25 protein-coding genes are annotated in these 25,610 nt (G+C 36.5%); 6 read left to right on the top strand and 19 right to left on the bottom strand.

Features of this window, described 5'->3' with window-relative positions:
- The first annotated feature begins 1 nt into the window (after position 1).
- Positions 2–739 carry a MerR family transcriptional regulator gene (locus AC6F34_RS10240; RefSeq protein ID WP_500771687.1) on the top strand — a complete coding sequence of 246 codons (738 nt, stop codon included), beginning with the start codon at positions 2–4 and terminating at the stop codon, positions 737–739.
- Positions 740–789: 50 nt separating this feature from the next.
- Here AC6F34_RS10240 and AC6F34_RS10235 read toward each other — a convergent pair whose 3' ends face one another.
- Positions 790–1,158 carry a YybH family protein gene (locus AC6F34_RS10235; RefSeq protein ID WP_500771685.1) on the bottom strand — a complete coding sequence of 123 codons (369 nt, stop codon included), beginning with the start codon at positions 1,156–1,158 and terminating at the stop codon, positions 790–792.
- Between the two features lie 126 nt (positions 1,159–1,284).
- Here AC6F34_RS10235 and AC6F34_RS10230 point away from each other — a divergent pair, with 126 nt between their 5' ends.
- Positions 1,285–1,824 carry a GNAT family N-acetyltransferase gene (locus AC6F34_RS10230; RefSeq protein ID WP_500771683.1) on the top strand — a complete coding sequence of 180 codons (540 nt, stop codon included), beginning with the start codon at positions 1,285–1,287 and terminating at the stop codon, positions 1,822–1,824.
- A gap of 221 nt (positions 1,825–2,045) precedes the next feature.
- Here the strand turns inward: AC6F34_RS10230 and AC6F34_RS10225 are convergent, their stop codons facing one another.
- The 6 genes from AC6F34_RS10225 to AC6F34_RS10200 form a co-directional block, all read right to left on the bottom strand.
- Positions 2,046–3,734 (bottom strand): methyl-accepting chemotaxis protein, encoded by a 1,689-nt coding sequence (locus AC6F34_RS10225; protein ID WP_500771681.1) that lies wholly within the window; start codon positions 3,732–3,734, stop codon positions 2,046–2,048.
- A 94-nt stretch (positions 3,735–3,828) separates the two neighbouring features.
- Positions 3,829–5,004, bottom strand: coding sequence for an acyl-CoA dehydrogenase family protein (locus AC6F34_RS10220; RefSeq protein ID WP_500771679.1), 1,176 nt, complete (start codon positions 5,002–5,004; stop codon positions 3,829–3,831).
- Between the two features lie 5 nt (positions 5,005–5,009).
- A complete protein-coding gene (locus AC6F34_RS10215) occupies positions 5,010–6,206 on the bottom strand; it encodes a thiolase family protein (protein WP_500771677.1) in 1,197 nt (398 codons plus the stop codon).
- 548 nt (positions 6,207–6,754) lie between these two features.
- Complete coding sequence (locus AC6F34_RS10210) at positions 6,755–7,645, bottom strand: helix-turn-helix transcriptional regulator (protein WP_500771675.1); 891 nt, start codon at positions 7,643–7,645, stop codon at positions 6,755–6,757.
- 222 nt (positions 7,646–7,867) lie between these two features.
- Positions 7,868–8,722 (bottom strand): ornithine carbamoyltransferase, encoded by an 855-nt coding sequence (locus AC6F34_RS10205; RefSeq protein ID WP_500771674.1) that lies wholly within the window; start codon positions 8,720–8,722, stop codon positions 7,868–7,870.
- A 188-nt stretch (positions 8,723–8,910) separates the two neighbouring features.
- On the bottom strand, positions 8,911–9,789 hold the full coding sequence (locus AC6F34_RS10200; protein WP_500771672.1) for a LysR family transcriptional regulator: 879 nt from the start codon (positions 9,787–9,789) through the stop codon (positions 8,911–8,913).
- 119 nt (positions 9,790–9,908) lie between these two features.
- Between AC6F34_RS10200 and AC6F34_RS10195 the strand changes: the two genes are divergently transcribed.
- The 3 genes from AC6F34_RS10195 (at position 9,909) to AC6F34_RS10185 (ending at position 12,258) form a co-directional block, all read left to right on the top strand.
- Entirely contained in the window at positions 9,909–10,793 is an 885-nt protein-coding gene (locus AC6F34_RS10195; RefSeq protein ID WP_500771670.1) for a DMT family transporter, read from the top strand.
- A gap of 171 nt (positions 10,794–10,964) precedes the next feature.
- Positions 10,965–11,474 (top strand): hypothetical protein, encoded by a 510-nt coding sequence (locus tag AC6F34_RS10190; RefSeq protein ID WP_500771668.1) that lies wholly within the window; start codon positions 10,965–10,967, stop codon positions 11,472–11,474.
- A 58-nt stretch (positions 11,475–11,532) separates the two neighbouring features.
- Positions 11,533–12,258, top strand: a complete 726-nt coding sequence (locus AC6F34_RS10185; protein ID WP_500771666.1) for a MerR family transcriptional regulator — start codon at positions 11,533–11,535, stop codon at positions 12,256–12,258.
- Between the two features lie 202 nt (positions 12,259–12,460).
- Here AC6F34_RS10185 and AC6F34_RS10180 read toward each other — a convergent pair whose 3' ends face one another.
- The 6 genes from AC6F34_RS10180 to AC6F34_RS10155 all read right to left on the bottom strand — a co-directional run bounded on the left by AC6F34_RS10180 (position 12,461) and on the right by AC6F34_RS10155 (position 17,190).
- Complete coding sequence (locus AC6F34_RS10180; RefSeq protein WP_500771664.1) at positions 12,461–13,081, bottom strand: NAD(P)-dependent oxidoreductase; 621 nt, start codon at positions 13,079–13,081, stop codon at positions 12,461–12,463.
- A gap of 385 nt (positions 13,082–13,466) precedes the next feature.
- Positions 13,467–14,483 (bottom strand): S66 family peptidase, encoded by a 1,017-nt coding sequence (locus AC6F34_RS10175; RefSeq protein WP_500771662.1) that lies wholly within the window; start codon positions 14,481–14,483, stop codon positions 13,467–13,469.
- 15 nt (positions 14,484–14,498) lie between these two features.
- Entirely contained in the window at positions 14,499–14,903 is a 405-nt protein-coding gene (locus tag AC6F34_RS10170) for a hypothetical protein (protein ID WP_500771660.1), read from the bottom strand.
- Positions 14,904–14,918: 15 nt separating this feature from the next.
- Positions 14,919–15,389 carry a GNAT family N-acetyltransferase gene (locus AC6F34_RS10165; protein ID WP_500771658.1) on the bottom strand — a complete coding sequence of 157 codons (471 nt, stop codon included), beginning with the start codon at positions 15,387–15,389 and terminating at the stop codon, positions 14,919–14,921.
- Positions 15,386–15,961, bottom strand: coding sequence for an SGNH/GDSL hydrolase family protein (locus AC6F34_RS10160; RefSeq protein ID WP_500771656.1), 576 nt, complete (start codon positions 15,959–15,961; stop codon positions 15,386–15,388). Before AC6F34_RS10160 ends, AC6F34_RS10165 begins: the two co-directional genes overlap by 4 nt.
- Positions 15,958–17,190 (bottom strand): MFS transporter, encoded by a 1,233-nt coding sequence (locus AC6F34_RS10155; protein WP_500771654.1) that lies wholly within the window; start codon positions 17,188–17,190, stop codon positions 15,958–15,960. The genes AC6F34_RS10160 and AC6F34_RS10155 overlap by 4 nt, the downstream gene beginning before the upstream one ends.
- A gap of 156 nt (positions 17,191–17,346) precedes the next feature.
- Here AC6F34_RS10155 and AC6F34_RS10150 point away from each other — a divergent pair, with 156 nt between their 5' ends.
- Positions 17,347–18,300: a nuclease-related domain-containing protein gene (locus tag AC6F34_RS10150; RefSeq protein ID WP_500771652.1), complete on the top strand. Its 954-nt coding sequence runs from the start codon at positions 17,347–17,349 to the stop codon at positions 18,298–18,300.
- Positions 18,301–18,565: 265 nt separating this feature from the next.
- Here the strand turns inward: AC6F34_RS10150 and AC6F34_RS10145 are convergent, their stop codons facing one another.
- The 6 genes from AC6F34_RS10145 to AC6F34_RS10120 form a co-directional block, all read right to left on the bottom strand.
- Positions 18,566–19,141 carry a hypothetical protein gene (locus AC6F34_RS10145; protein ID WP_500771650.1) on the bottom strand — a complete coding sequence of 192 codons (576 nt, stop codon included), beginning with the start codon at positions 19,139–19,141 and terminating at the stop codon, positions 18,566–18,568.
- A gap of 49 nt (positions 19,142–19,190) precedes the next feature.
- Positions 19,191–19,946 carry a GNAT family N-acetyltransferase gene (locus tag AC6F34_RS10140; protein ID WP_500771648.1) on the bottom strand — a complete coding sequence of 252 codons (756 nt, stop codon included), beginning with the start codon at positions 19,944–19,946 and terminating at the stop codon, positions 19,191–19,193.
- A gap of 13 nt (positions 19,947–19,959) precedes the next feature.
- A complete protein-coding gene (locus tag AC6F34_RS10135; protein ID WP_500771646.1) occupies positions 19,960–23,091 on the bottom strand; it encodes an AAA family ATPase in 3,132 nt (1,043 codons plus the stop codon).
- A complete protein-coding gene (locus tag AC6F34_RS10130; RefSeq protein ID WP_500771644.1) occupies positions 23,088–24,233 on the bottom strand; it encodes an exonuclease SbcCD subunit D in 1,146 nt (381 codons plus the stop codon). Before AC6F34_RS10130 ends, AC6F34_RS10135 begins: the two co-directional genes overlap by 4 nt.
- Positions 24,234–24,762: 529 nt before the next feature.
- Positions 24,763–25,188, bottom strand: a complete 426-nt coding sequence (locus AC6F34_RS10125; RefSeq protein WP_500771642.1) for a DUF4181 domain-containing protein — start codon at positions 25,186–25,188, stop codon at positions 24,763–24,765.
- 34 nt (positions 25,189–25,222) lie between these two features.
- A complete protein-coding gene (locus AC6F34_RS10120) occupies positions 25,223–25,609 on the bottom strand; it encodes a DUF4181 domain-containing protein (RefSeq protein ID WP_500771640.1) in 387 nt (128 codons plus the stop codon).
- Between the last annotated feature and the right edge of the window lies 1 nt (position 25,610).

Below are 25,610 nucleotides of genomic sequence, written 5' to 3'. Positions count from 1 at the left end.
TATGATGTATTCAACAACTGAAATCGCTCGACTTGTAGATGTCCACCCAAATACTGTGAGAATTTATGAGGAATGGGGATTCATCTCCCCCGTCCCTCGTAAAGAAAACGGCTATCGGGTTTTTAATGGCATTCATCTTACTCAATTAAAGATTGCAAGAGTTCTTTTTCATGCAGAAATCATTCAAAACGACCTACGAAATCGAGTGAGAAAGATTGTCTACGCTTCTGGACGTGAAGAATTTTCTCTTGCCACTAGCTATACATTTGAATACATTGATACTTTAAAAAAAGAGCTTGAATTTGCAGTACGTGCAGTCGATGTCGTTGAAAGATGGCTTAAACAAATTCCGAATAACTCAAACCAGACTTACTCTCGGTTAGAAGTTGCAAAGTTACTCGACTTAACACCCGAAACGCTAAGGAATTGGGAACGAAATGGTCTTGTGACCATCCCTAGGACCACAAGAGGTGTTCGGCAATATAGAGAGATTGACATTGAAAGACTTCACGTAATTAGAAGCTTGCGTCATGCACACTATTCCATCAATTCCATTTTGAGAATGTTCAAACAAGTAAGTGAAACAAACACAAATATACTAATTCTCCTTAATACACCTAATGAGGAAGAAGATATTGTCTCAGTATCGGACCATATAGTCATCGCCTTACAGCATGCGATTGTTGATGCGAACAAAGCATTAGAATGGATACAATATTTAGAGTCTGTTCATAAATAAGCTCCTCTTTATCTCCTTTTCCGAAAGTGGTGTGAAGGATTCAGAACGGATCAATGCTGCCCACTTAGATGCTCGTGGACAAGTTTCCATTCATCCTTCTCATCTTTCATAAATACATTAGTTGCTCGCCCACTTCCTTGAATGAACTTTCCTTCGAAATAACCTTCATAATGATAACGATAAATACAAGTAGCTGACCGTTCATCCACTGCCAACCATTTAATGTCCCGGGCTTGATATACTTCATCTTTTATTGTTTGCCATGCTTGTTCGAAATAGCTGCGGATCTCAACCATTGAGTTGCATGTTTTATTTGAAAACCAATAAATTGCATTAGGATGTAATAGCTTTTGTACTTTATCAAATTGATGTGTATTTGTTGCATGAATATAATTAGATAATGCTGTATGGTGATTCATGTAAATCTCCTTTTCTACATTGATTCATTTTTATTCTCTAACTGTATTATATTACTCTTTATTTTTGTAGACAAACTAGTAAGAATATTGTAAATTATACTGAAATCGTTTAATGAGGTGATTGCTTTGATTCAAACTGAAAGGTTATTCTTACGGAGATTTTCTGAGAAGGATGCACAACGTGTTTCTGAACTATGTAATAATTATAATTTGAATAAAAGCACCTTAAATTTACCATATCCTTACTCCAAGGCTGACGCGCTATCATGGATCGCAACACATGAGGACAATTTCTATCATGATCTACTATATGAGTTTGCGATTACAGAGAAACAATCAGGTGAATTAGTTGGGGCAATTGCTATATCCAATCAAAAAAAATTTTGTCACGGAGAACTCGCTTATTGGATTGGAGAGCCGTATTGGGGCAATGGGTATGGGACTGAAGCCGCTAAGGCAATCATTGCTTTTGCTTTTAATGAAAAGAAGCTTCACAGGGTATTTGCACGGTTTTTCAAGTCAAACCCAGCATCTGGAAAGATTATGCAAAAGTGTGGCATGGTTTATGAAGGAACAATGAAAGATCATGTTCAAAAAAATGGAGTATACGAAGACCTAGTATTTTATGGATTAATTAATCCTAAATCAGTAGGAGGGGGAGATTAATCCCCTAGTTTCTTTCCTACTGATACTTTATTATTTGGTTTACTATTCATTATGATAATTTATATAAAAAGTGATTCTACTAGATTTAACTTCCCATTCCTTTTCCATCATTCGTGGTCGAGAACAGTTCTTCGCAACACATGTATTCGGTATCATTAAATTTTAACCTTAAGAATATCCCGTTTCTACGGTCGGCCGACTACCGCCTTTAGTTCTTTACATTATTTTTTATAATGAAATTGACTGCTCAGCTGTTCGATTGAAGATGAAAGATTTAATAATCCTTCTCCAACGGCATGATTTTCATTTACCTTCTCTAATTGAGCATTTGAGGCTGAGACCATTTCTTCTACACTTGCTAACGTTTCTTGAGAGATTGAAACATATTCATTTGTTTTTTCTTCTATTGATGGCAAAATCGTTTCGATACGTTCAATCATCTGTTTTGATTGATCGATTTGACTACTGACCATTTTTGTTTCACGTAAGATTGCCTCGAATTGAACCTTGCTTTTCACAGCATTTTGATGATACTCTTCGTATTTCTTTAACATTACAGCAAATGTGTTTGTCGCATTTTTTGAAACGACTTCCATTTCATGAATCATCTTTGTTATATCTATTGTCGCGTTTGATGACTGATCTGCTAGATTACGAACTTCAGTTGCTACAACTGAAAAACCTTTTCCTGCTTCTCCTGCCCTCGAAGCTTCTATACCTGCATTAAATGATAAAATCTTTGTTTTTGAGGCAATTTCTTGAATCGTTGTAATAACTTGATCGATTGACGAAGCGTATGTATTCACTTCATTCAAAGCATGCGATGCAGAATTAATTTCCACGGAAAACTCATTGATTGAATCAATAAACGCTCTCATTTGATTTTCCCCACTTAAGGCTGTTCCATCCATTCGGTTAGAGTTCTCATTCACTAGATTCATAGAATGTGACAGATGATTTAACTCCTTCTTTAAGTCAATAAATAAATCCATACCCTGGCTTGTCTGAGTAGCCGTTTGCTCAGCACCTGCTTTTACAGTTTCAATTGCAGTATTTAGATGTCCTTGATAATCAATAAGAGCTCCAGAAGATTGATGTAGATCCATCCCTGACTGTGTTAATTTTTCCGTAAGTTCGTTCAGTTTTTTTAACATCTCTTGTATATGTATAACCATTTGATTATAGCTACGATACAATGATGTAATTTCCGGTGTCGTTGTGTCAGGATGAATCATTGTAGAAAAGCGACCACTTCTAGCTTCCTTCATAACCTCTCGAAGCTTCACAAGTGGACGCGTAAGCTTACGAACAAGAAAGATGATTACAATCGCTGTGATTAAAATACTAGTCGTGACCATAATCATGATAAATGTAGTCGCTTCATTTAAGCCTTGTAAATAATCAGCCTGTGGTACTGCTAGAACAAAGTTTCCATTAAGCTCTTGTATTTTCTGAAATGCAATTGTATAAGTCTCTCCATCAATGATACGATGAATCATCCCTTGGTTGCTTTCACGAATCTCATTCGCAATCGACTCTGGAATCTTAAAACTTACTGATCGATTTACCTGAAAACTAGAAATATCTTGAATTGATACTAAAGCAAAATCCACATTTAATCCATCCTGAGCCAGCACAGCTTGTTGACGCTTCAATACCCGATCAAGCTGGTTCGAAAAAGCAGTATCATCTCCCACATATTGGAGCATTAAGTTTTGTGACATATCATAAACATAAGAAGTTTCTCTAATAAGTCGTTGTTCCATCAACTCTACTGCTGTTTCTTTTGAGCGGTCGTATGTTGTGTAGGCTACGATCGTAACAATTGTGATAACCAACCCTAATACGGCAAATAAGAGCCTAAATTGTAATGAAAATCTCTCTAGTAAATGACTAAGTCTCTTCTTCAACCTGAGATCCCCCTTCACTATGTACAATCTCATTATGAAGTCGAATTATGAAGCTACTGTTAATTTTTTGTATAGGATTTGTAATATATAGAACTTATGACCTAATTACATTTGCATATTTTCTTTCATATTCTTGATGAATCTGTCCAGCAATAATATTCTTCTGAATTTCAGATGTTCCTTCATAGATTCTCGTAATACGAGCATCACGATAAAAACGCTCGATTGGGTATTCTGCAATATAACCGATTCCGCCATGAATCTGAACAGCTTTATCAGCAATGCGGTTATATGTTTCCGATCCCAATAGTTTCACCATTGCCGCTTCTTTAATCACTTTCTTACCTTCGTCTACCATTGAAGCAACACGGTATGTCATTGACCGTAACGCTTCGATTTCCATTGCCATTTCGGCTAAATAATGTTGGATAATTTGCTGCTCAAAAATCGGCTTACCGAACTGTATCCGTTGATGAGCAAAATCTACTGACATCTCTAGTAGCTTTTCACAAGATCCTAGATTTCTAGCTGCTAAGCCCGCCCTTCCATTTGCAAGTATTTTCAACGCATTCATATACCCCTGGCCAACTTCTCCTAATACATTTTCGGCTGGTACTTCACAGTCTTCAAAAAAGATCTCTGCCGAATGTGACCCATGTAATCCCATTTTCTTTTCAAGCTTGCCTACTTTAAAACCCGAAAAAGCCTTTTCCACTATAAATGAAGTAATTCCTTTTGCACCTTTCGAAGGGTCGGTCACTGCCATAACAGTAAAAACATCAGCAATTGGTGCATTCGTGATATAGTGCTTGCTTCCATTTAAAAGATATTTATCCCCTTTTTTTATCGCTGTCGTTTTTAAATTGGATGCATTTGAACCAGCACTCGGCTCAGTAAGAGCAAAAGCTCCGATTTTCTCTCCAGATGCCATTTTAGGAAGATACCTCATTTTTTGTTCAGGCGTTCCAAGCTCAACTATGCCAACACCACCAATTCCAGTATGTGCACCAATCACTGTCGTATAGCCATTATGGGTTCTACCAAGCTCCTCCAATACAGCACATTTTCCAACCATATTAAGCCCTAGTCCTCCATATTCCTCAGGAACACTTATTGCGAATAACCCGATATCCTTTGACTTTTGTAGTATTTCTTCTGGAATATGATCCTTTTCTTCAATCTGCATTGCATATGGTTCTACCTCTTTATTAATAAAGTCTCGAATCGTTTTCTTTAAGGCAATTATGTCATCACTAAAAGTAAAGTTCATGTTCATTAACATCCTTTCACATTTTCAATAATTGTTGAAATCCCTTGGCCACCACCAATACATAATGTTACTAATCCATACCTTTCTTTTCTTCTAGCTAGTTCGTTGACTAACTTTGTCATCAAAACAGCTCCCGTTGCACCTAGTGGGTGACCTAACGCAATCGCACCACCATTAACATTCACTTTATCTAATGGCAATTTTAGTTCTTTAATCACTGCCAATGCTTGGGCTGCAAATGCTTCATTTAATTCAATTAGAGAGATGTCCTCTAATGTTAACCCTGCTCTTTCTAAAGCCAATTTTGTCGAAGGGACGGGTCCAATTCCCATAATGTCAGGTGCGACCCCTGCAACAGCCTGTGAAATGATTTTTGCTTTTGGCTTTACACCATACTTCTTAATTGCAGTCTCGGACATTAATACACATACAGCTGCTCCGTCATTTCGCCCGCTGCTGTTTCCTGCTGTGACTGTACCATTTTCTTTAAAAACCGGCTTTAATTTTGCTAGTTTTCCAATGTTTGTTTGTCTAGGATGTTCATCTACCTTAAAATGAATCGATTGCTTTCCCACCTTTACTTCGTAAGGAACTATTTCATTTTCAAAATATCCTTTCTCCACTGCAGCCTGAGCTAAATTTTGACTTCTTAAAGCAAACTCATCTTGCTCCATTCTTGATATCCCATACATTTCAGCAAGGTTTTCTGCAGTAACCCCCATAGTAATCGGGCCATACTCCTCTATTGGCTGTGAACGAGATTGACTCTCTGTATTTGAATCAACAAGTGTCTGATTGCCTGTGCCCACTCCAAATCTAGCATTCCGTAAGTAAAACGGTGCTAAACTCATTGATTCAACACCACCCGCAATGACAACATCACTTAAACCACTTTGTATTTGCTGCACCCCATTATTAATGGCTTGAAGTGCTGACCCACATTGACGATGAACTGTATAAGCTGGCAAATCAATCGGTAATCCTGCTCGTAATAACGCCACCCGTGCAATATTTGGTGCATCCGTACTTTGCTTCGTTTGACCTAGGATCACTTCATCAACATCTTTTTTTGGAATCCCCACTCTTTCTACTACGTTCTCAATAACCTTTGCTGCTAGAAAATCCGGTTCTACTTCTTTCAAACTTCCGCCCATACGACCAATCGCAGTACGGACTGCTTCAACAATATATACATTTTTCAAAACAACATACCTCCTGGTATCTTTCTGAACATTCAGTCAATATTTAATTCGACTTCTTCTTTTAATATCCTTTATGTTTTATCGAATTCATAATTAGAAAGAAAATATAGGATGTGATTTAAAACTTTTAAATCCGTACGCAGTAAAAGAAGGTATACCTCCTATAAAACGTATAAACGGATGGAGATTATTAGAAATGCTAAGCTGGGGAAAAATAGGAATCGCTCTAGAAAATAGAATGCATAAAAACATTTATTTCTGTAGATTTTAGCCATACAAAAACTCAGTATATTGGATATTGAAAAAAGCAATTTAAAAAACATCGACACTGATTTTAGAAGTTATGTCTAACAATCTTTTCTTGTATTGATTTACAAAGGATTTGCTGTGGAAAATAAAAAGAAGAAACAAAAGAAAAAGGCTAGCTTACTGTCAATAAACATGACGATAAACAGCCTTTTTGCCCTTGTATAGAGGGTACTAAAATTTTATATCTTAGTTTTTCGAGAACATTCATTGACTATTGCATTCTAATCACTCGATTTTTATCAATTATCCTCTTCAAATGATAGGTTCAAAGGTTCATCATGATATTCCGTTAATACATTAAAGTTTGTTGTTTCCACAGACTCATCTACTTCTTCAAACGTTAATGAATCGATCCAAGCCTTTCCACTACCAGATAAAAGAATGCCAAAAGAGATCATGTCTGCTTCAACGGGAACATCCAAAACAATCTCATATACATTCCAATCATTTGTTCCTGCGATCTTCCGATTATACATATTATCAAATGCAAGTACGTCACCTTGTTTATGATCCACTCTCATCCAAAGTCCACAATAATTATCGACAGCCTCCGTTTTAATAAACCCCTTGAAGCGCATACGTTTACTAATATAGTTCTTTGCTTTAAATTGCTGCATCAACGTGCCGAACTCATCTCCTCTCGACACTGAAACAGCTTGTATGTATGCAGACTTCCTTCCTTCGTGAAACATTTTATGATCCAACCCAATAATAAATTTATCTGGATCACTTCCTGTTAAAAACCAGTTCTTAATTGGAGATACCATTGTTTCTTCCATTTGATTGCCCCCTGTATGAATGAATTGAAAAGCATTTCGATATTTTCCGGGTGGTAACTGATAGACTCTTTTAAATGCTCGAGTATAAGCTTCTTGGCTTTCATATCCGCAGTGAATTGCAACATCGATGATCTTCATCTTAGTTTCAAGCAACAAAGATGAAGAATAGACTAGTTTTCGTTTCTTGATGTATTCCGTTGCGGATATACCCAGTTCCTTTTGAAACTTTCGGTGAAAATGATAACTAGAATAGCCCATGAATTCAGCCACAGTCTCAAAGGTCAGTTCTTCTTGTAAATGATCTTCAATATATTCAATGCTTTGTTGAACAAATGATTTAATGAAATCCATCACCCCCGTAAGTTGATCATACACAATGCCTTAGAAGGAAGATTGATAATTTTTGCTATTTTTGTACTATCGATATACATAATGATTTTCCAATGAGGTAAAACAACGAAATTTAAATCTCACTTCACTATATTGCTAATTGAAAAGAAACCATGAATCTATAACACTAACAAACGAGCTCTCGTTTACTTGAGTAACTCTCATTACTTAAAACCGTTACACCTAATCAAGCGTAATTCCTAAGCATAACAAGATGATTGCTTGTTGAACATATATTAAGTTCTTCTTGAATTCATATCCAACAAAATAATCTGAAGAGATAGAATCAATACTTACTTCTTCGTTTCTAAAAAACGGTGGGCAAGGATTTAACATTGCATGTTTATTAGTTGTTTTCATTCTTTCTAAAGTGATTTGATACTGATTTATATACTTTTCTGTTCTTAATTCATTTGGCAATGAGTCAGTTAAAACAATATCGCTTACTGATAAAATAGGTTCAAGAATCGTATGAAACTTATAGTTTCGATTATCTATCCCTAGCTCAAACCCATCCATACAAACTTGGTTGAAGTTAAGGTCCATTATTTCTGAAATACTTTTCCAAGACGTTGAAATATTACTTTTTGGACCAACAAACGTATATACTAAATCTTTATAATTCCTTTTCTTTTCACTTATTGAATACAAGTCAGATAAAATCTCACAAGGGTGATTATCCGAAGTCATCGCATTTATGATTGGTACTGGTGAATGTCTTGATAATTCCTTTACTTTTAAAAAATCAGAATGTCTAACAACCACTCCATCTGCCCAATTAGCGATATAGTGGATTACATCTTCTAGTGCTTCTCTTTTATCTAAACTTTCAGGAGGAAATAGTATAGAATCTCCTCCCAAATCTTTTATCCCTTTTTCAAATGTTATTCTTGTTCTAATGCTTGATTCTGGAAAAAATAATACAAAGTTTTTTCCTTCTAAAGCATTCATATTATCTTTTTGTTTTATCTTTGTAGCTAACTTAAAGACTTCATTTATCTTTTGTTCAGTTAGTTCATTTATACTTAGTAAATTCAAAACAACAACTCCTTCGATTTAGAATATTGCGTTTAAAATCATATTCATTTTACCAGTTCAACAAAACTACTCGTTTCCCTTAGTGTAAACCTATTTACCTACTATTCTATATGATGACAGCACTGATGGTATTGTCTTATCCTCAATCAGCATTATATTACATAAAGTTTTAGTATAGTCGTGTAAACCTATGACCCAATTGATTTATTTTTGTCCACCTTACAAACGATAAAGTCAATAAACGTGCGACTTGCGATTGGCAGCACTCTTTTATCCTTATACGCTAGACTGATTGTCCGTATAATTGGTGGTGAGATTGAGAGTGTTTGTAAATTATATGGACATCTTTTTAAGACAAGTTCAGGCAAAACAGATACTCCTAAGCCCTGTTCGATCATTGACATGATTGTATAATCATCGTGAACTCGATACTCGATCATAGGTTCAAAATTATGTGAAGCAAAATGAGTCATCGGTTCACTTACATCTCCCTCATCCAACAGAATATATGGGTACTTTCCGATAGTTTCTAGATCAATGGAATTTGCTTTAATTCTCGCACTTGGTGGTAAAACAGCAACCATTTCATCCTTACTTAAGTCAATCGTCATTAAGCCAGAAACAGACTTAGGATTTACAAAGCCAAAATCTACGATTCCAAGCTTAATCCAATTTTCAATGTCCGTGTAATTGCCTTGATACAATTCAAAATGTACAGCAGGATAGCTTTCCTTAAATTCATGTAACCATTGTGGTAGCCAATGGCTGGATACACTTGAGAAAGTACCAATTCGTATTATTCCACGATGAATGCCTTCCATCTCTTTCTTCTTTTCGAGTAATTCCTTATGTGAATGGAAAATCTTCGTAATATAGGGTAAGTATTCTTCACCATCTGGTGTTAATTTAACTCCCTTTCTAGATCGTAAGATTAATACCGTTCCCAATTCATCCTCCAACGCATGCATCATTTGGCTAACTGCTGATTGCGTGTAACCTAATTCTTCTGCAGCTTTTGTAAAGCTTCCTGTTTCAACAACTTTTATAAAAGCATAATACGCGTTCACATTATCGTTCCTTTCTTTTATAAGAAAATCTAATATTACCATTATAATTATTCGTTTTACTAATATAAAGAGCAGTGATACGATATTTTTCAGAAAGTAGAGGAAAGAAGGTTCTTTTCATGAAGCAACTGACAGCAGATATGCTTATATTAATGGTCACACTTTTTTGGGGTGCATCCTATCTATTTATGAAAATGGGCTTAGAATCCGTTGATGAATTCACAATGATTGCTTTACGATTTGGGATTGCTTTCTTATTAGCAGCTTCATTTTTCTTCAAACGGCTAAAGAGTGTAAAGTGGCCAACAGTTAAATACAGCATCATTCTTGGCATGCTACTGTTTCTCGTCTTCACAACCGTCCAATTTGGATTAAAAACAACAACAACATCGAACGCAGCATTCCTTGTAGGATTGACAGTAGTATTCGTACCACTCATTCATGCTGGAATTATGCGAAAAAAGCTATCAATCCCTTTATGGATTAGCATTTCCCTTGCGCTTGTCGGCATTGGCTTCTTAACAATAAAAATGCCTTTTTCAGTTCATTTTGGAGATATATTATGTATTTTAACAGCCGTTTTTTATGCGACACATATTACCGTCGTTGGTAGTGTATCAAAAAGCCTTGATGCGATCACACTTGGAGTTCTGCAATTAGGGTTCGCTTCCTTATTTGGCTTAATCTTTGCATATATATTTGAAACTCCAGCTCTTCCAACTACGATGAATAGCTGGATTGCGATTTTGTTTTTAAGTATATTTTGCTCTGCAATTGGTTTTATCGTTCAAGTTGTTGCACAAAAATATACAACTGCCGTAAAAACTGGATTAATCTTCTCCATGGAGCCTGTTATCGCAGTGATTCTCGGTTTTATTTTCTTACAAGAATATATGAATTTTATTCAGACAATTGGCGCACTATTAGTGTTTACAAGTATTTTATTTGCCAACACTTACGATCAAGTTAAATGGAAAAGACTTAGACGAATAAAAACATCATAATCGTTTTTTATAGTGGTGCTGAGATGGTCTCTGCACCTTTTTAATATGAAAACTATCCATAAAATTAGAATAATATGCAAATCGAATTACTTTTACATCGTTTTATAGATGAAACCTTACCTGGATCTAATCGTAATAGATTATATAAACTTACTGAAGTAGGTGATCTTAGTGAATCAAAGCGTTTATTTTCAAGACAATTTCTTTTCATCCGGATTAACGACCATACATAATTCTAACCATGAATTACTAGGTTATCTTGATTTAAAATCTGCCTTCTCTAGGAAAGTTTCATTGCTAGACAATGATAAAAAAGAGGTCATGAAAGGGCAGTTCGCCCACTTTTTCTCAAGGAAATGGGTGGTTCTAGATGAAAAGCGAGGCTCAATTGGTGAGGTAAAGCAGTATTTTTTCGCCATTGCAAAGAAATTTCACTATCAGACTCATGAAGGAGATCATTACCAAATCGAGTCACCCGTTTTTTCAAGAGAATATACGATTATTGATGAATGTAAACAAGAGGTTGCCCATTTTTATAGAGTGAGTTCATTTTTTTCAACGCCAGCATTTAGACTCGACAACCACTCTAAACGACTAACAACAGAAGAGCTCATTATCCTTATAATGGGCGTAAATGCGATTCAAAAAAATAATCAGGCTGCTGCAAATGCTAGTACATAATCACTTGCTTATTCCGTTACGTTACACGTTATCCTTTAGAAAAAGGAGATGATGAACAGTGCAAACAATTGGACCATTTGCAAAGAAAATGAATACAACTTTAAGAGCATTAAGGCATTATGATGAAATTGGATTGTTGGTGCCAACTGAAGTAAATGAAAGCGGATTTAAACTATATGGAGATGTTGAGGAAGAGCGCCTAATCAAAATTCAAGCGTTACAATACATTGGTATTTCACTCGATGAAATGGGTGATATTCTATCCGATCAAGACAAATTCTCATCTATTCTATGCGTCCAAAAGAAGCATTTACAAGAGCAAAAAAGGCAAATTGACTCTACATTAAAAGCCATTGATGAAATTGAAAAAACTCAAGCTCTTCTATCAGAAACATCAAAGCAAGCACATGATTTCCTCTACTACACAATCCACCTGTATCGGATGGAAGACGCACAAGTTTCCTTTTTAAGAAAGCATTTTTCGGAGTCAGTTGTAGAAAGGATCATGCGAACGCCAATCGGAGATAAAAGTAGGCTACTTTCCTTACAATTATTCGAAGCGATGAAACAAAACAAAGACCCTATAAGTGAAGAAGTCCAGAAAATCGTCAAAGAGATGGTCGAAAGCTCAAAGCAATTCGTTGATCCTGAAATTGTGACGCTTATTGCTGAAAAGATTACTATCTTTGAAGAGTATGAGCAGTTGTTTACATCAAGCATGCCTCAAGCAATGAATGACTATTACTTAAAAGCTGCACAATGTCTTTTTCGAAAGGAGCAATAAATAGTCGACCAGTGAAAGGTTCCTAATGTGCTAACAGCATTTTTAAAACAGCCCAAATATATTTTGAACCAAAATTAGGGCTAGATGAAGCAGCTATTCATCTAGCTTTTTTGTACATCAAATGATTAGATTACTATTACAAAGGTGTTGGTTAGACGAACGCTTTCTTATTGAATTTTCCACCAATTTTCACCACTTCTAATTAGTAGGCGATACCTACACGAGAATTGATATAATTGTTACTTCCGATCTGCTTGTAAGTAAATTCAGCTGTATCCGCTACATTTATTTCAACTCCATCCACTGGTAAAAAATTACGCTCCACCCGGTATTCACCTATTACTTCTCCATCAGGCAAATACGTTGGACATACAATGGTCCAGTCGAGTAGAGATTGTTCTAGCAAATCATACACTTTATGATGTTCTTTCGCTGCACGTTTTGATTTCTGCTTTGATTCACTAGTTTGATAGCGAAGAGAATTTGGCGAGGTTCTACTTTGGAGAATACCAGCAGTTCCAATCGTTATGATTCGTTTTATACCTTCACCTTCCATTGCTTTAATAATAAGTGGCATGCTTTCTGATAGAGTGCTTGTGCCATCAGTATTCAGTGCACTAATCACTACATGAACCCCATTCATGGCACGGACTATATCATCTTTATTTAAAACATTCCCTTGCATAATGGTTAGATTTTCATTATTGATTTGTAACTTCTCTGGAGTGCGAACTAATACAGTAACATGATGTCTGTCAAGAAGTGAATAATTCACTATTTGACTTCCAACTCGTCCAGTTGCACCTAAAACTAAAATATTCAAAAGAAAAATCCTCCTTATTAAGGAAATAACTATTACATTATAAAAACGATTATTTCGTCTTTTTTTACTTAATACATCAAAACATGCAAACTAAATGTCTAATAGCGATCTTTATAGAAGTTGCATATCTATCCCCTCTATTATTGAGTCAGTGTGAGTAATACTTATTGTGTAAATATAATTAGCTATGCATTGTGGATATACATTCTGTAATATTGTACTACAAAATGAGGGTGTCATTATCTTGTTTATTCGTAGTCATTTAAAATCACCAAGAAACAAAAAGCACACCACAATGAATGAGTGATGTACTAAGAATCATTTTATTTATGATAGTAAAGTCAAGTGCATCTTTTATTAGATAGTGTCCGGTAAACTTTATTCACTATCCTTTAAAACATTGTGTTACTTTCCCCTCCCCATTTGAGACTTCAACGGTTGCAAACGCCCCATTTACAAATGTCATCTGCGGAGGAACATGCCCACAATCAATATCAAATACAATTGGGATCTCAAGCTCATTAAAAAGATCTGTATACACATCTTCAAGTGTATAATCCCTTACTGCTTTACTCACTGGGCTTCTTCCAAATAAAACACCAGAGCAATTGTCAAACCAGCCCGCTAATTTCATTTGTACAAGCGTCCGGCGTAATTCGGTTGTAGAGCACTCAACATTTTCTAAATACCAAATGATCTGTTCGTTTTTACTAAACTTTTCTTGGAATGCATGAACATCACCAAATGGAGTACCAATTAGATGACGAATCGTATCGATGCAGCCCCCTAACAATCTTCCTTCAAAGTGAACTGGCTTATTTGTGACAGTCATCCACTTCGTCTTTTCAGTAAAGTGAAACACATATGGACTTGGTTCTTCAAAATTCCACTCTTTTTGATAGTTTGATGAAGAAAATTGTGTGATTGATTCTCCTTGTTTCGTTTCTAGAACCTTCTCCCACATTGCCGTTGTTTCGTCCATTTCTATTCCACGTAGATCAATTAAGTTTGTTCCATGAGCGGTTGCAATTCCTGTTTTCAATGTAATAGCCATAAGTAAAAGACTTGTATCAGAATAACCCAACACCCATTTAGGTCGGATCGATTGAAAATCAACGTACGGAAGAATTTCAAGTAATAACTCCCCACCCCATGGAGGTATGATCATATCAATGCATTCATTTTTCATCATTGAATTGAATTCGGCTGCACGAACAGCCGCTAATGCAGACTTCATCTTATCCTGCGTCCAAGCGGTTTCACCAAAGACTACTTTATAGCCTCGAGCTTCCATTCTTGCTTTAGATTCATGCAATAAATGATGTAGCTCACTTGAAACACCTGATGATGGGGCAGTAACGCCAAGAGTTGCCCCATTTTTCAAATGTGGATATATAATCATAATGTCACACACTTCCTATTCTATTAAGTTCAGTGCGATTTCCTCTTCTTTGTTGTTCCACTTCACTAAAAAATTTTGTTCTTTTGTAGGTCGGTAAAAAAGTTCAACTTCTTGAGTGATAACTGCTTTCATTTCATGGTTGAGGTTAAGAACACTACTACCTGTTCCATTTGTCGATGTTCTAAAATACCAATCCTCTACATTCACTTCAGTATCATCGCCAATATACCTAATTTCTAGTTTATGAGTATAACGTTCCTTATCAAGTGAAGTATAAGTAGATTTCACTGTCCAGTTTGCACCGTCTCCATTGTATTGAAAGACTTCACTTACGATACGATTTGACATAATGAAGGTAATGATAAAGTAAACAAGAAATCCTGCTAAAAATAGTAGAAGATACTTTGTACTCTTCTTCAAGCAGCCACCTCCTTATTAGGCATAATCAACTCTAAACTCAATTGTTGTGCCATACCTGCGTTTTTCAACAAAGCCAAGCTTTTTTAACATTGTGATTGCCCGTAGATTGCTGTTTTTAGTTTTTGCAAGAAAGGTAGAAATTCGATATTGATTGAATCCAAATTTCATCATATATCTTAGCGCATGTGTAGCAATTCCTTTATCCCAAAATGTGCGATTGCCAATTGTAACGCCAATTTCTCCTTGGCGCTGTGGCAAAAGATTGAGGTCAACATAGCCAACCATTTGATCTTCAAATTCTATCGCAAAACGATGAAAATCTTGCCCTTGGCTTTCAATAATTCGCTTCCACCACTTGCAAATTTCGTCTTCAGTTAAGTCTTTCTTCCAGTCTACAGATTGACAAAAAACGTCGTCTTGACTCCATTTTAATACAGAATGGATGTCGCTCTCTTGAATCGGGCGAATATGTACCGACTTGTTCATTTCATTACTTTTTTAAAGACTTCATCAATATATTTTGCTACTTCTTGGTATCCACGTGCATTGGGATGGACATAATCTTTTGACCATAATTCATCATTTCTAGTAAACTCATGATCCCATACATCTACTAATATCACGTGCTTATCTCTTGCTAAACTTCGGATGATCTCATTTGCATCAATTAATTGTTGGCGAATGATTTTCTTTTTTTCTTCTGGTAAGGGTAAGCGAACGGTAAAGTCAGGCAATGTCCCTATGATGATTTCAGTATCAGGAAATGCGTCTAATAGCGTGATAACAGCTTGCTGAAAAATCTCATCATTCCATCTTCCTTTTAAAACATCATTTGCTCCAACGATCAAGCTCACTAGTTTAGGTGAAAGGCTAACCGCTTCAGGCAGCTGCTCATCTACGATTTCAGCTGAGGTTAAACCTCTTACTGCCAAGTTTCTATACTCTAACGGTGGTTCATGCATATTGGCGAATAGCTCTACCCAGCTTTTTTTCTCTATACCTTCCACTTCATCTCCTATACCTACAGTAAAACTATCCCCTATCGCTACAAAAGTCATGAAGCTTCCCCCTTTTCCTCTTTAAAAAAGTCGATTTTATTTGGTCGTAAAACTGCAATTGAGAAAAGAATAGAACAAATGAACATCATGATCGCTAAACTTACAATCACTAAACGAAGTGACAATAGGTCTGCTATCATACCAACTATTAATATAAAAAGCACTTGCATGGCGCTTTGCATCAATTGAAATACACTTGTCACTCTTCCCATAATATCAACGGGAATTTGATTTTGATAAAAAGTCATCATTCCAGCATTTAAAAACGTATTAAAAAACCCAAGTATAACAAATCCAACAACAATCGAAAGGAAATCCCACGAAAAGGCATAAATGACGTATCCCACTGTCATCATGATAAATCCTATGACAATCATTTGTCGAATTGATAAACGGTGTGAGCTGATTGAAAGAATCGCTGCTCCAACAATGGACCCTATCCCCGTAATACTGATTAGAAGTGCGTATTCACGCTCGCTTAAGCCAATAACCTGTTGTGTAAAAACAACCTCCTGTGTATCCATGGCGAATGAAAACAAGAGCACACCAATGAATCCACTATATAAAAAAGCGACAAATTGATTTTGTTTAAAAAAAGCAAACACTACAGAAAAATCGGCTTTCACTTGGTCAAACGTCAACTTGACCGACTTCTTAATGCTTTCATCAGATTGTTCAGGAATCACTAGTAATAGTAATGCAGCAATGGTAAAAAAAGCAGAATTAATCCAAAAGATCATTTCAAATGAGAGTACCTCAATAATAATCCCTGCAATAGCTGGACCGATGACAAATGCACTCGATTGTGAAAAAGAACGAAGCGAATTGAAACGCTTTCGTTTTTCGGGAGGAACGAGCATTGTTGCGAAAGTCGTTGAGGCAGGATGATAGAAAGATTGTCCAATGCTTAAAAAAACGAGAATGATATAAATTGATGTTACATTTGGAGCAAATGCTAGTAGCAAAATTAGTCCTGCTCTAAGCCAGTATGTAACCATCATCACTTTCTTCTTGCTTCTAGAATCGATATAACTTCCCGTCCAAACTTTCGTAACGATGTTAACCGCAGGCCCAATAATCCACAATAATGCAACAGCCGTTGCCGAACCAGTCAACCTTAACACATAGAGATTGATCGCAACGAGGTAAATGAAATCTCCGAAGTTTGCCAACCCCATAGAACCTAATAAATATGAAGGGTTCCTCCACCCTTTTAACTTATGTTGCATAACGAGACTCCCTTGGCATTGGATGTACCATTATTATAGCATTCTGTAGTGAATTTTTAGAAGTTTTTGTTATTTTAACCGTTCACGATTTTGTAAATTCTCATTGGAGGAAAATGAAGCTCCAAATTGAAGTTAATGAAAGAAAGGAGGAATACGATGTTTGTTAAACCATTTCAGAAGCCAGAACGATTACTGCAAGTCGAAACGTTGCTAAAGCGATTACCGGAAAGTCATCAAAAATGGAATGATATAAAGCAAGACTTTATACGCTACCAAAGAGGTTATAAGGGTGAGAAAGCATTGCTTTATTTTTTGGAGCAAACACAACAGTACAGGATATTTCATAATGTAAAACTGCATACAGCTAATAGAAGCTTTCAAATCGATTTTCTTCTCTTATCTCAAAAATTCATTCTCATTCTTGAATGTAAAAATTTCTATGGAACGCTTCATTTTCAAAAGAATTGCAAACAATTGGTTCGTTATGTGGATGAAAAAGAAGAAGGATTTTCAGATCCTATTTCACAAGTTAAGCAGCACGCAAATGCGTTACAAACATGGCTTCAAACTTACAGCTTCCCAATGCTACCAATTGAAATCCTCGTCATTATCCCTAACCCTTCTACAATCATTAAGGTAGATCCCCACTATAGTGATGCACTAAAATATGTGATTCACTCTCACGCACTTCTAGAACGACTACATCATTTTGAGAAACAATACAAAACAATCAATATTATGCTGCAGCAATTAGATAAAATCTGTGAGGAAATACTAACTAATCAAATTGAAGGTGTTACCGATCTCTTAAATATATACAATATAAAATCAAATGACCTATTAATAGGAATTCGTTGTCCTTCTTGTAATGAGCATGGTATGATCAGAAAGTTTGCTGTCTGGAAGTGTCCAAACTGTTTTGTTCATTCCAAAGATGCCCATGCAAACACCGTTATGGAATACTTCACACTCTTCGGTCGAAAAATTACTAATAAGGAATTAAGATGGTTTGCTAAAATTGACAATATAGATCTTGCCAAAAGAATCCTGCAAGACTTAAATTTACGTCATAACGGAGAAAATAGAGGAAGAATATACTTCAAAGAGTGAGTGTATTAGCTGGTTGCTAATGAAAGTTGCTGATTTTTAACCGAAAATTGCTGATTCTCAACCGATAGTTGCTGATTCCTAACTGAAAGATGCTGATTTCTAACCTAAAGTTGCTGATTTCTAACCGAAAGATGCTGATTTCTAACCTAAAGTTGCTGATTTCTAACCTAAAGTTGCTGATTCTCAACCGATAGTTGTTGATTCCTAACCGAAAGATGCTGATTCTCCCCAACAGTTGCTGATTTCTCCATTTATTGACTAGAATCTAGTAAACTCGTCCTTCATCGATGATGTTTTGCAATTTTTCTATTGTTATCTTTTTTCTACCGGCTTCTTTCATGATGTATCCCTTTTTATGCTTGACCCATTTGCCGTATGGAGCGATGTGATAAGTGCTGCCGTTAGCATAATTCACATTTAAAAATAAGAGTACGTGCTCTCCAACTGTATAATGAGGAACGTCCGAGACGGACTGAAATAAGGTACCATCTGGTAGTACGGTCTCACCGCCATGGCGGCGAAGTGTAAGTTGCTCTTCATCTTCTCCTTTGTATGTGTTCTTCACTGTTAGTAAAACATCTGTGTAAAGTATACTTTCCGCAAAGCCTTCTCCCACCATGTAGACGGATGGGTATATTTCAGTAACTACAGCCTCTACAATTTTATCGGAAAGAAGAAGTTCTCCGAAATCATACGGACCATTGTATACTTCTAGTTTTGTTGACAATGCTTTTTCGTCTACTTCGAAATCAGTTGTCGGTTGATTTCCAAGAGGTTGCGTAGAGCAGCCTTGTATAACAAGCATCAATAAAAGGATCATCACTTTTTTCACAATCCCCACCCCTTCCACCTCATAATACCATTATAATCCCAAAAAAGAACACACCTTTTCAGGCGTGTTCTTTCATTTTCAAAGCTTCATAGCGTACTCCTTCGTACATGTAGCCTTGTTTTTTATACATTTCTTTTGGTGTGTCTTCTCCATCTGCAACAAGGATGACTGCTCTTTCGCCAGCAAGTTTCATGACAAAGTGCTGTAGGTGCTTTGCAATTCCTTTCATGCGAAACTTATCTTTTACGGCAAGGTTGTCAATTTCGAGTGTGTTTTCGTTGGCGTAAACAGTTAAGCTTCCTGCGAATTCTCCTCTATACGTTGCGCCAATAAAAGTGGCTTCTTTGCTCTCCACTAGTCCTTTTAGCAGCCACTGCTTTCGCATCGCATAAGCTTCGCCGTACTGCTGATCATGTTCATATTGCATCTGTAAAAACGGCTCTTCCCATTCCTGATCAACGATGTTTACTTGAATACTATCGTTTTCTTCTACAGGAGGGAAACCAATCGGATCGATTGCATACAATTCAAGAAAACCAACATCGTATTTTTTCTCTGTTAAATAGTTTTGTAGTTCCTCTGTTAGCACCATATTTTCTGGAAATAGGAATTTTAAATGAGTTTGACCTTTTTCTTCATGAAATAATTGCAAGTACTCCTCTGCCTGTAAAAATTCATGCAGTGACGGCATTTGATGGAATGTGATAAAGTTGCCATCGTATAAATTTAAAAATTCAGCAAAGTGGTAATGCGTATATAAATCTGTTTTTAAAACTGGAAGTCCGTAATGCTGAATCTGATTAAAAGTAAACATATGATTCTCCTTCTTAAATCAAATGAAACCTTGTTGTGCTTCCAACTTGCGAGGAAGTCACTTCAAGTCTTACATCGATTCTTTCTTTTAATTCTGGTACGTGTGAAATAACCCCAACTAAGCGGCCGCTGCTTTGAATGTCAATTAACGATTCAATTGCTTGTTCGAGAGACTCTGGATCAAGTGTACCAAATCCTTCATCAATGAACATCGTATCAAGGGACACACCACCAGCATATGATTGAACGACATCAGCTAGCCCTAATGCGAGCGCAAGCGATGCTTTAAAGCTCTCTCCACCTGATAATGTTTTAACATGACGATCAAGTCCAGTATATTGGTCAAAAACAAGCAGTTCTAATCCACTTTGCACATTTCCTTTTGAGCGATCGGTTTTACGAATCAGCTGATAGCGCCCACTTGTCATTTTGACAAGACGGATGTTGGCTTCATTCAATATATCATCAAGGAAGGAAGCTAGTACATATCGTTCAAAAGTAATTCGATTGGCGTTATTACCTTTTGCTAATTCAGATAAATGACCAATTAATTTATACTTTTCCTCAAGCCTTTTCATTTGCTCATTAAGTGCAACCACTTCTTCATAGATGCGTTCATGATCTCGCTTCTTCACTGCTAAGTGGGAAACGACCTCTTCTAAGTTCACTACAGATCGCTCGATTTCTTGCAAGTTTTCATTCAGCTGTTCAAGATTCGGTGCTTTTACATCCTTTAAGGATGCCTTTAATGACTGAAGGCGATCTTGAACTGAGCGGACGGTTTCATGGTATTGTCGCACTGTTGCTTCTAATTGTTTACGTTCAGCCTCTGTGCGCTTAGCTTGCTCATAGAGCGAGTAGTTTGCAAATCCTTGGCTCTTCATTTTATCAACAAAGGCCAATCTCTCATTTTTTAAAGCATTCATCCGTTCTTGCAAATAGGCAACATTCTCTTTCTCAACAGCGATTTGTGCACTAAGCTGCTCCTTCACGAACTGTTCCTGCTTCTCGGCATACTCGAGCATTTGCTTCTGCTTTTCTATTTCCCGTTCTATTTCTGAAACGACATTATTGAAATGCACAACCGAACGAAGCTGTTCTGGAATCTTCTTCTTCATTCCATTAAGCGTTGTTTCTGCTTTAGCCAACTCAATCTCTGCCGAATGCGTCCCTTCTTCTGCTTGCTGCAACTGATGCTTAGTCTTTTCCAACTTAGCTTGGAGCTCCTCCTGCTGTGAACGCAACGTTAATAACTGCGTTTCTGCTTTCTGTGCTGACTCGATTTCTTGTTTCACTTGCTGACCTTCACCCTGAATGATGTTGATTTTCTCAAGGATGCTCTCATTTTCAAGATCAGGAAAAATCTCATCTATCTCCGATTGCATTTCAGCCCCTGCCTTTTTTAAAGAGTTGGCTTCAGATTCCACCTGAAAATAAGTCATTTGTGACTTACTCTTTCTGCCTTCCTTTTCAGTCAGCTGTATACGAGCAGCTTTCAGATCGTCGTCACTAATTAAATCCGCTGTATTTACCGTTTTTTTCGGGTGTTCCACAGCTCCACAAACAGGACACTCTTCACCTTCATGCAAATGAGAAGCCAAATTCGCAGCTTGTCCTTGTAGCCATTTTGCTTCTACAACAGAGAGGGTCGCTCTTGCATCTTTTTCCTGACTCTCAGCAATTTCGTACTGGGCTTTCGCTTGTTCTAGCTGTACGACCTTTTCTTTGTAGCTTCCTTGCTGTTTGTTAAATTTTTGTAGCATTTGGAATTGTGATTTAAGCCGCTCTAATGCGTATCTGTGTGTCGACAATTGATTCACTTTTTTTTCAATATCGCTAATTACGACCTGACCTTTTTCTAACTCTATTTCAACTTGCTGTACCTCTTCTTGCCTGCTCTGTTTTTCTCCTGAAAACTTGTGCTGTTTTGATAGTAATTGCTCATATTGATCGTTCAACTCTGAAAACTGTTCAACATCTGCTCGTAATGAAAGCAATTCATTTAACTGCTTTTCGACTTTAATTCTTTCTTCTTCCTTCGCTAATTCTACTTGAAGTGCAGCCTGTTTCTCTTTATAGCTGTTCTCTAAGTTTTCTTTAGCAAGTGTAGCGTTCTTTAATTTTGATTCTGCATCGGTGACATCATTTTTCAAACGATGACAAAGCTCCTCTTGTTGTTCAAGGACTTGAGCTTTAAAGGCAAATTCGATCACTTCTTCAACCTTTACTATGCTGTCTTTTTCAGCTTGTAATTGCTGAAGTTCGCCCTCTAAGCTTTCCTTCTGCTTTATTTCTTGAACAATCTTTTCCGCCGTAAACAACCACTCTTTTATGTTATCACGCTGTTCGCGAAGGTCAGTCAATGCGTTTGATTCCTTATCAAGTTGAGTCTTTGTCGCTTCTATTTCAGATTCTAACAACGGAAGCATGACTATGTCATTTTCACTTTTTTCTGCAATATGCTTCTTCAATTCATCATTAAAATGCGCCTCTATTTTCCATAGTAGAGACGTTCTAGTTACCACTTGGCTTTCTACTTCTTTCTTCAACGTTTTTGCTTCTTCTGTAAGCTTTAACTCAATCTTCTTATATAATTCTGTATGGAAAAGTCGCTGAAGGATGCCTTCCTTTTCCTTGCTATCTGATATGAGGAGCTTTCTGAATTCGCCTTGAGGAATCATCATGATTTGGCGAAATTGATTGCTGTCGATGACCATAATTTCAGTAATCTTCTCATCCACATCACGAACATTCGCCCCAAGTAATTGCTCTGAGCCATCTTCTAACATCAAATATAGCTCAGCCTTCGCTCCAATCGTTGTCGTCCCCTCACCACGCTCTTTTTTCTTTAATTGCTGTGGAGAACGGGTAATTCGATACATTTTCTCTCTTAATGTGAACGTTAAACTCACTTCTGTAGGTGTTTTCTCATCAGCAAATTGACTGCGAAGGTCAGTTCCATTTCGATCCTCCCCACTTGCCTTTCCATAGACGGCGAAGCTAATTCCGTCAAAAATCGTTGTTTTCCCAGCACCCGTTTTACCAGAAATAACAAACATCGTACGATCACCTAGTCGAGTAAAATCGATTGTTTCAGTTCCAGCATAAGGGCCAAAAGCTTGCATCGTTAAGGATAGAGGTCTCATCTTTTTGCCTCCTCTCGTAAAACATGCTGAATTACATTTTCCATCACAGTTCTTTTGTCGTCTGTAAATGGAACGGTTGTATTGTCCTCATAAAACTGGGCAAACAAATCTAGCTCTGTTTTTTGCCCATCCTGCATGACCTTGATATCCGTTTTTTTCTTCTGATCAATGCGATACTGCTTTCTCTCAAGATGAAGGACGTTCGGATATACGTTCCGCAACTTTTGAATCGGATCTATAAGTGCACCTTCGTCTAGTAAATTGATTTTTAAGTAATCATCAAGCTTTTCTTTTTCATAAAAGCTAGCATCAAGAAGTTCTTCTAAATACCCTGAGACTTCACGCATATCGCGTGCAGGTTCAATTGATCGCCTACGCTTCGTAAAAGTACCGTTTGCTTCCATATCAATTATTGTGATCGATTTTTGCTGAGTCGCTTCTGAAAATGAGTATTTTAATAGGGAGCCTGAATAGGCAACCTTATCATGCTTGATTGCATCTGGACTATGAAGATGTCCAAGTGCAGTATAATGAAATGGAGCAAAAACATCGGTATGAACATTGCCACTTCCTCCAACAGACAAAGTCCTTTCAGAATCGGTCGTTTTCCCACCTAATACAAAAGCATGTCCGACAAAAATATTCGGTTCATTCGGATTAATGTTCTTTTCCATTTCTCCAACATAACGCTTCATCGCATCATGATGATTATGAATAGTAGCATCGTCAAATAATTGCCTAACTTGTCCAGGCTCTGCATATGGAGCTAAAAAGAAATTCACACCGGCAATTTGTACTGGCTTTAATCCGGCTTCAAGCTGACCGTTCAGGAAGAGCTTACTATGCTTGTACCAATCTGTCCCAAAGGAAAGACGCTCCGCACTATCATGATTGCCGCTAATCGCAAGTATTGGAATCTTTAACTCTATATTTATTTTATAAAAGACTTCATTTAATAAATTTACCGCATCTGTTGGCGGTACAGACCGATCATATAAATCGCCAGCAATAACAAGAACATCGGGATTCTCTTCTTTTAGAACATCCAATAAATTATATAAAAAATGGCGTTGATCCTCTGTCATATAAACACCATGAACAAGCTTGCCTAAATGCCAATCAGCTGTATGTATTATTCTCATAATCAAACACATCCTTACATAATGTGATTTCATTATAACATGAATAAAAACCTACACCCTCCAACGGTGGGCATAAGCTTGGGGACATTCATTACAGCATTTCAAACGGGAAGTAGATATACATGAATAAATACAGTATAACGTAATCGGTGATCATATTTTTAAATGTAAGCTATTAACGAAACAAATGAGAAACGTACTTCTTTTCTCAATATTTAATGTTTTCCCGATCAAAATATCGAATCTCGAAAAAAGATCACACTTGAAACTAGTAATAAAAACGTTAGTATCGGGTGTTCCAATATCCAAACATCACCCAAATTATGTATTTCCAATCTTTTAAAGTATTGAATGAGCAGTTTCATCACAAGAAAAACCTTTAGAATGTCGAAAGCCTTATCAGAATGAAAAGCCCGAATGTTCATGAGAAAACTTCTGTGGCAAACAATTTGTTTTCAGTCTTCAAGTACAATCATAGCGTTCAAGATTAGCGCCTTGACCCTCGTAGTCATCTCAGTACATTTCATAATTAATAAACTTGCAATACTCGAATCATGATGAATAAAAAAACTACTGTTAAAACCATTTCTAATATAAATTTTGTAAGTGTAGATTTATACTCATGACGGTTGTCTGAATACTTTTTTTCCATAATGATTGTGAAGGTTTCTTTTATAAGAAGCATAGGAAGTAGAACAAACATTGCATCGAAGATCCATGATTCTGATTGAATAAACAGATTCCATTCTAGTACTCTATTTAAAAGCTGAATACCAACAAGAATGATTGCAATAGCTAAAATTAGCCGATCCCCTTTTTTATGAGAATCACTCATGTACTCTTCACCAAAGCTTCTTTTTTCTACTTTGTAAAACATCCGTACAAAAAAGCCGATTGCAAAATTTAAGATACTATATACTATGATCAGAATGAAGGTGATTTCATACAATTCCATTGAGATTCTGCCTCCTATAGATTTTATGTAAAGCTTATAAAAGCAAGAAAAAACCTATAATAAAAATAGCTGATACCCCTGTGCGCATAGTAGTAAATTTATATTGCCTTCGATTTTCGACATACTTTAATTCTATGAATATGCGTAAAACTTCACCAATAAAAGCAAACAGTAAGCCCAACATCGGGACTAACCAATATGAAGAGTTGTCTATTATGATGATAAAGACAAGCAATAGAACAGCTGAAGCTGTAAACATAATACGAATCCACTTGTCATACTTTTTGTGCTGTTCATTTACAAAGTAATTTTTAAAAATGCTTTGTTTTTCTACCTTAAAGATTTTTCTACCAATAACATCAACTGCCCATAGAATGATAAATAATCCGATAATTGCAATTATAATGAGCTTCCCTTCCATT

The sequence above is a fragment of the Niallia sp. CD-39 genome (assembly GCF_059874745.1).
Note: the sequence above shows the minus strand (reverse complement) of the source record. Positions and strands in the feature narration are given on the sequence as shown.

Coding starts and splice junctions, on each gene's coding strand:
- AC6F34_RS10240 (WP_500771687.1), top strand. CDS start 2: ATGATGTATTCAACAACTGAAATCGCTCGACTTGTAGATGTCCACCCA.
- AC6F34_RS10235 (WP_500771685.1), bottom strand. CDS start 1,158: ATGAATCACCATACAGCATTATCTAATTATATTCATGCAACAAATACA.
- AC6F34_RS10220 (WP_500771679.1), bottom strand. CDS start 5,004: ATGAACTTTACTTTTAGTGATGACATAATTGCCTTAAAGAAAACGATT.
- AC6F34_RS10210 (WP_500771675.1), bottom strand. CDS start 7,645: ATGGATTTCATTAAATCATTTGTTCAACAAAGCATTGAATATATTGAA.
- AC6F34_RS10195 (WP_500771670.1), top strand. CDS start 9,909: ATGAAGCAACTGACAGCAGATATGCTTATATTAATGGTCACACTTTTT.
- AC6F34_RS10175 (WP_500771662.1), bottom strand. CDS start 14,483: ATGATTATATATCCACATTTGAAAAATGGGGCAACTCTTGGCGTTACT.
- AC6F34_RS10165 (WP_500771658.1), bottom strand. CDS start 15,389: ATGAACAAGTCGGTACATATTCGCCCGATTCAAGAGAGCGACATCCAT.
- AC6F34_RS10160 (WP_500771656.1), bottom strand. CDS start 15,961: ATGACTTTTGTAGCGATAGGGGATAGTTTTACTGTAGGTATAGGAGAT.
- AC6F34_RS10155 (WP_500771654.1), bottom strand. CDS start 17,190: ATGCAACATAAGTTAAAAGGGTGGAGGAACCCTTCATATTTATTAGGT.
- AC6F34_RS10150 (WP_500771652.1), top strand. CDS start 17,347: ATGTTTGTTAAACCATTTCAGAAGCCAGAACGATTACTGCAAGTCGAA.
- AC6F34_RS10140 (WP_500771648.1), bottom strand. CDS start 19,946: ATGTTTACTTTTAATCAGATTCAGCATTACGGACTTCCAGTTTTAAAA.
- AC6F34_RS10135 (WP_500771646.1), bottom strand. CDS start 23,091: ATGAGACCTCTATCCTTAACGATGCAAGCTTTTGGCCCTTATGCTGGA.
- AC6F34_RS10130 (WP_500771644.1), bottom strand. CDS start 24,233: ATGAGAATAATACATACAGCTGATTGGCATTTAGGCAAGCTTGTTCAT.
- AC6F34_RS10125 (WP_500771642.1), bottom strand. CDS start 25,188: ATGGAATTGTATGAAATCACCTTCATTCTGATCATAGTATATAGTATC.
- AC6F34_RS10120 (WP_500771640.1), bottom strand. CDS start 25,609: ATGGAAGGGAAGCTCATTATAATTGCAATTATCGGATTATTTATCATT.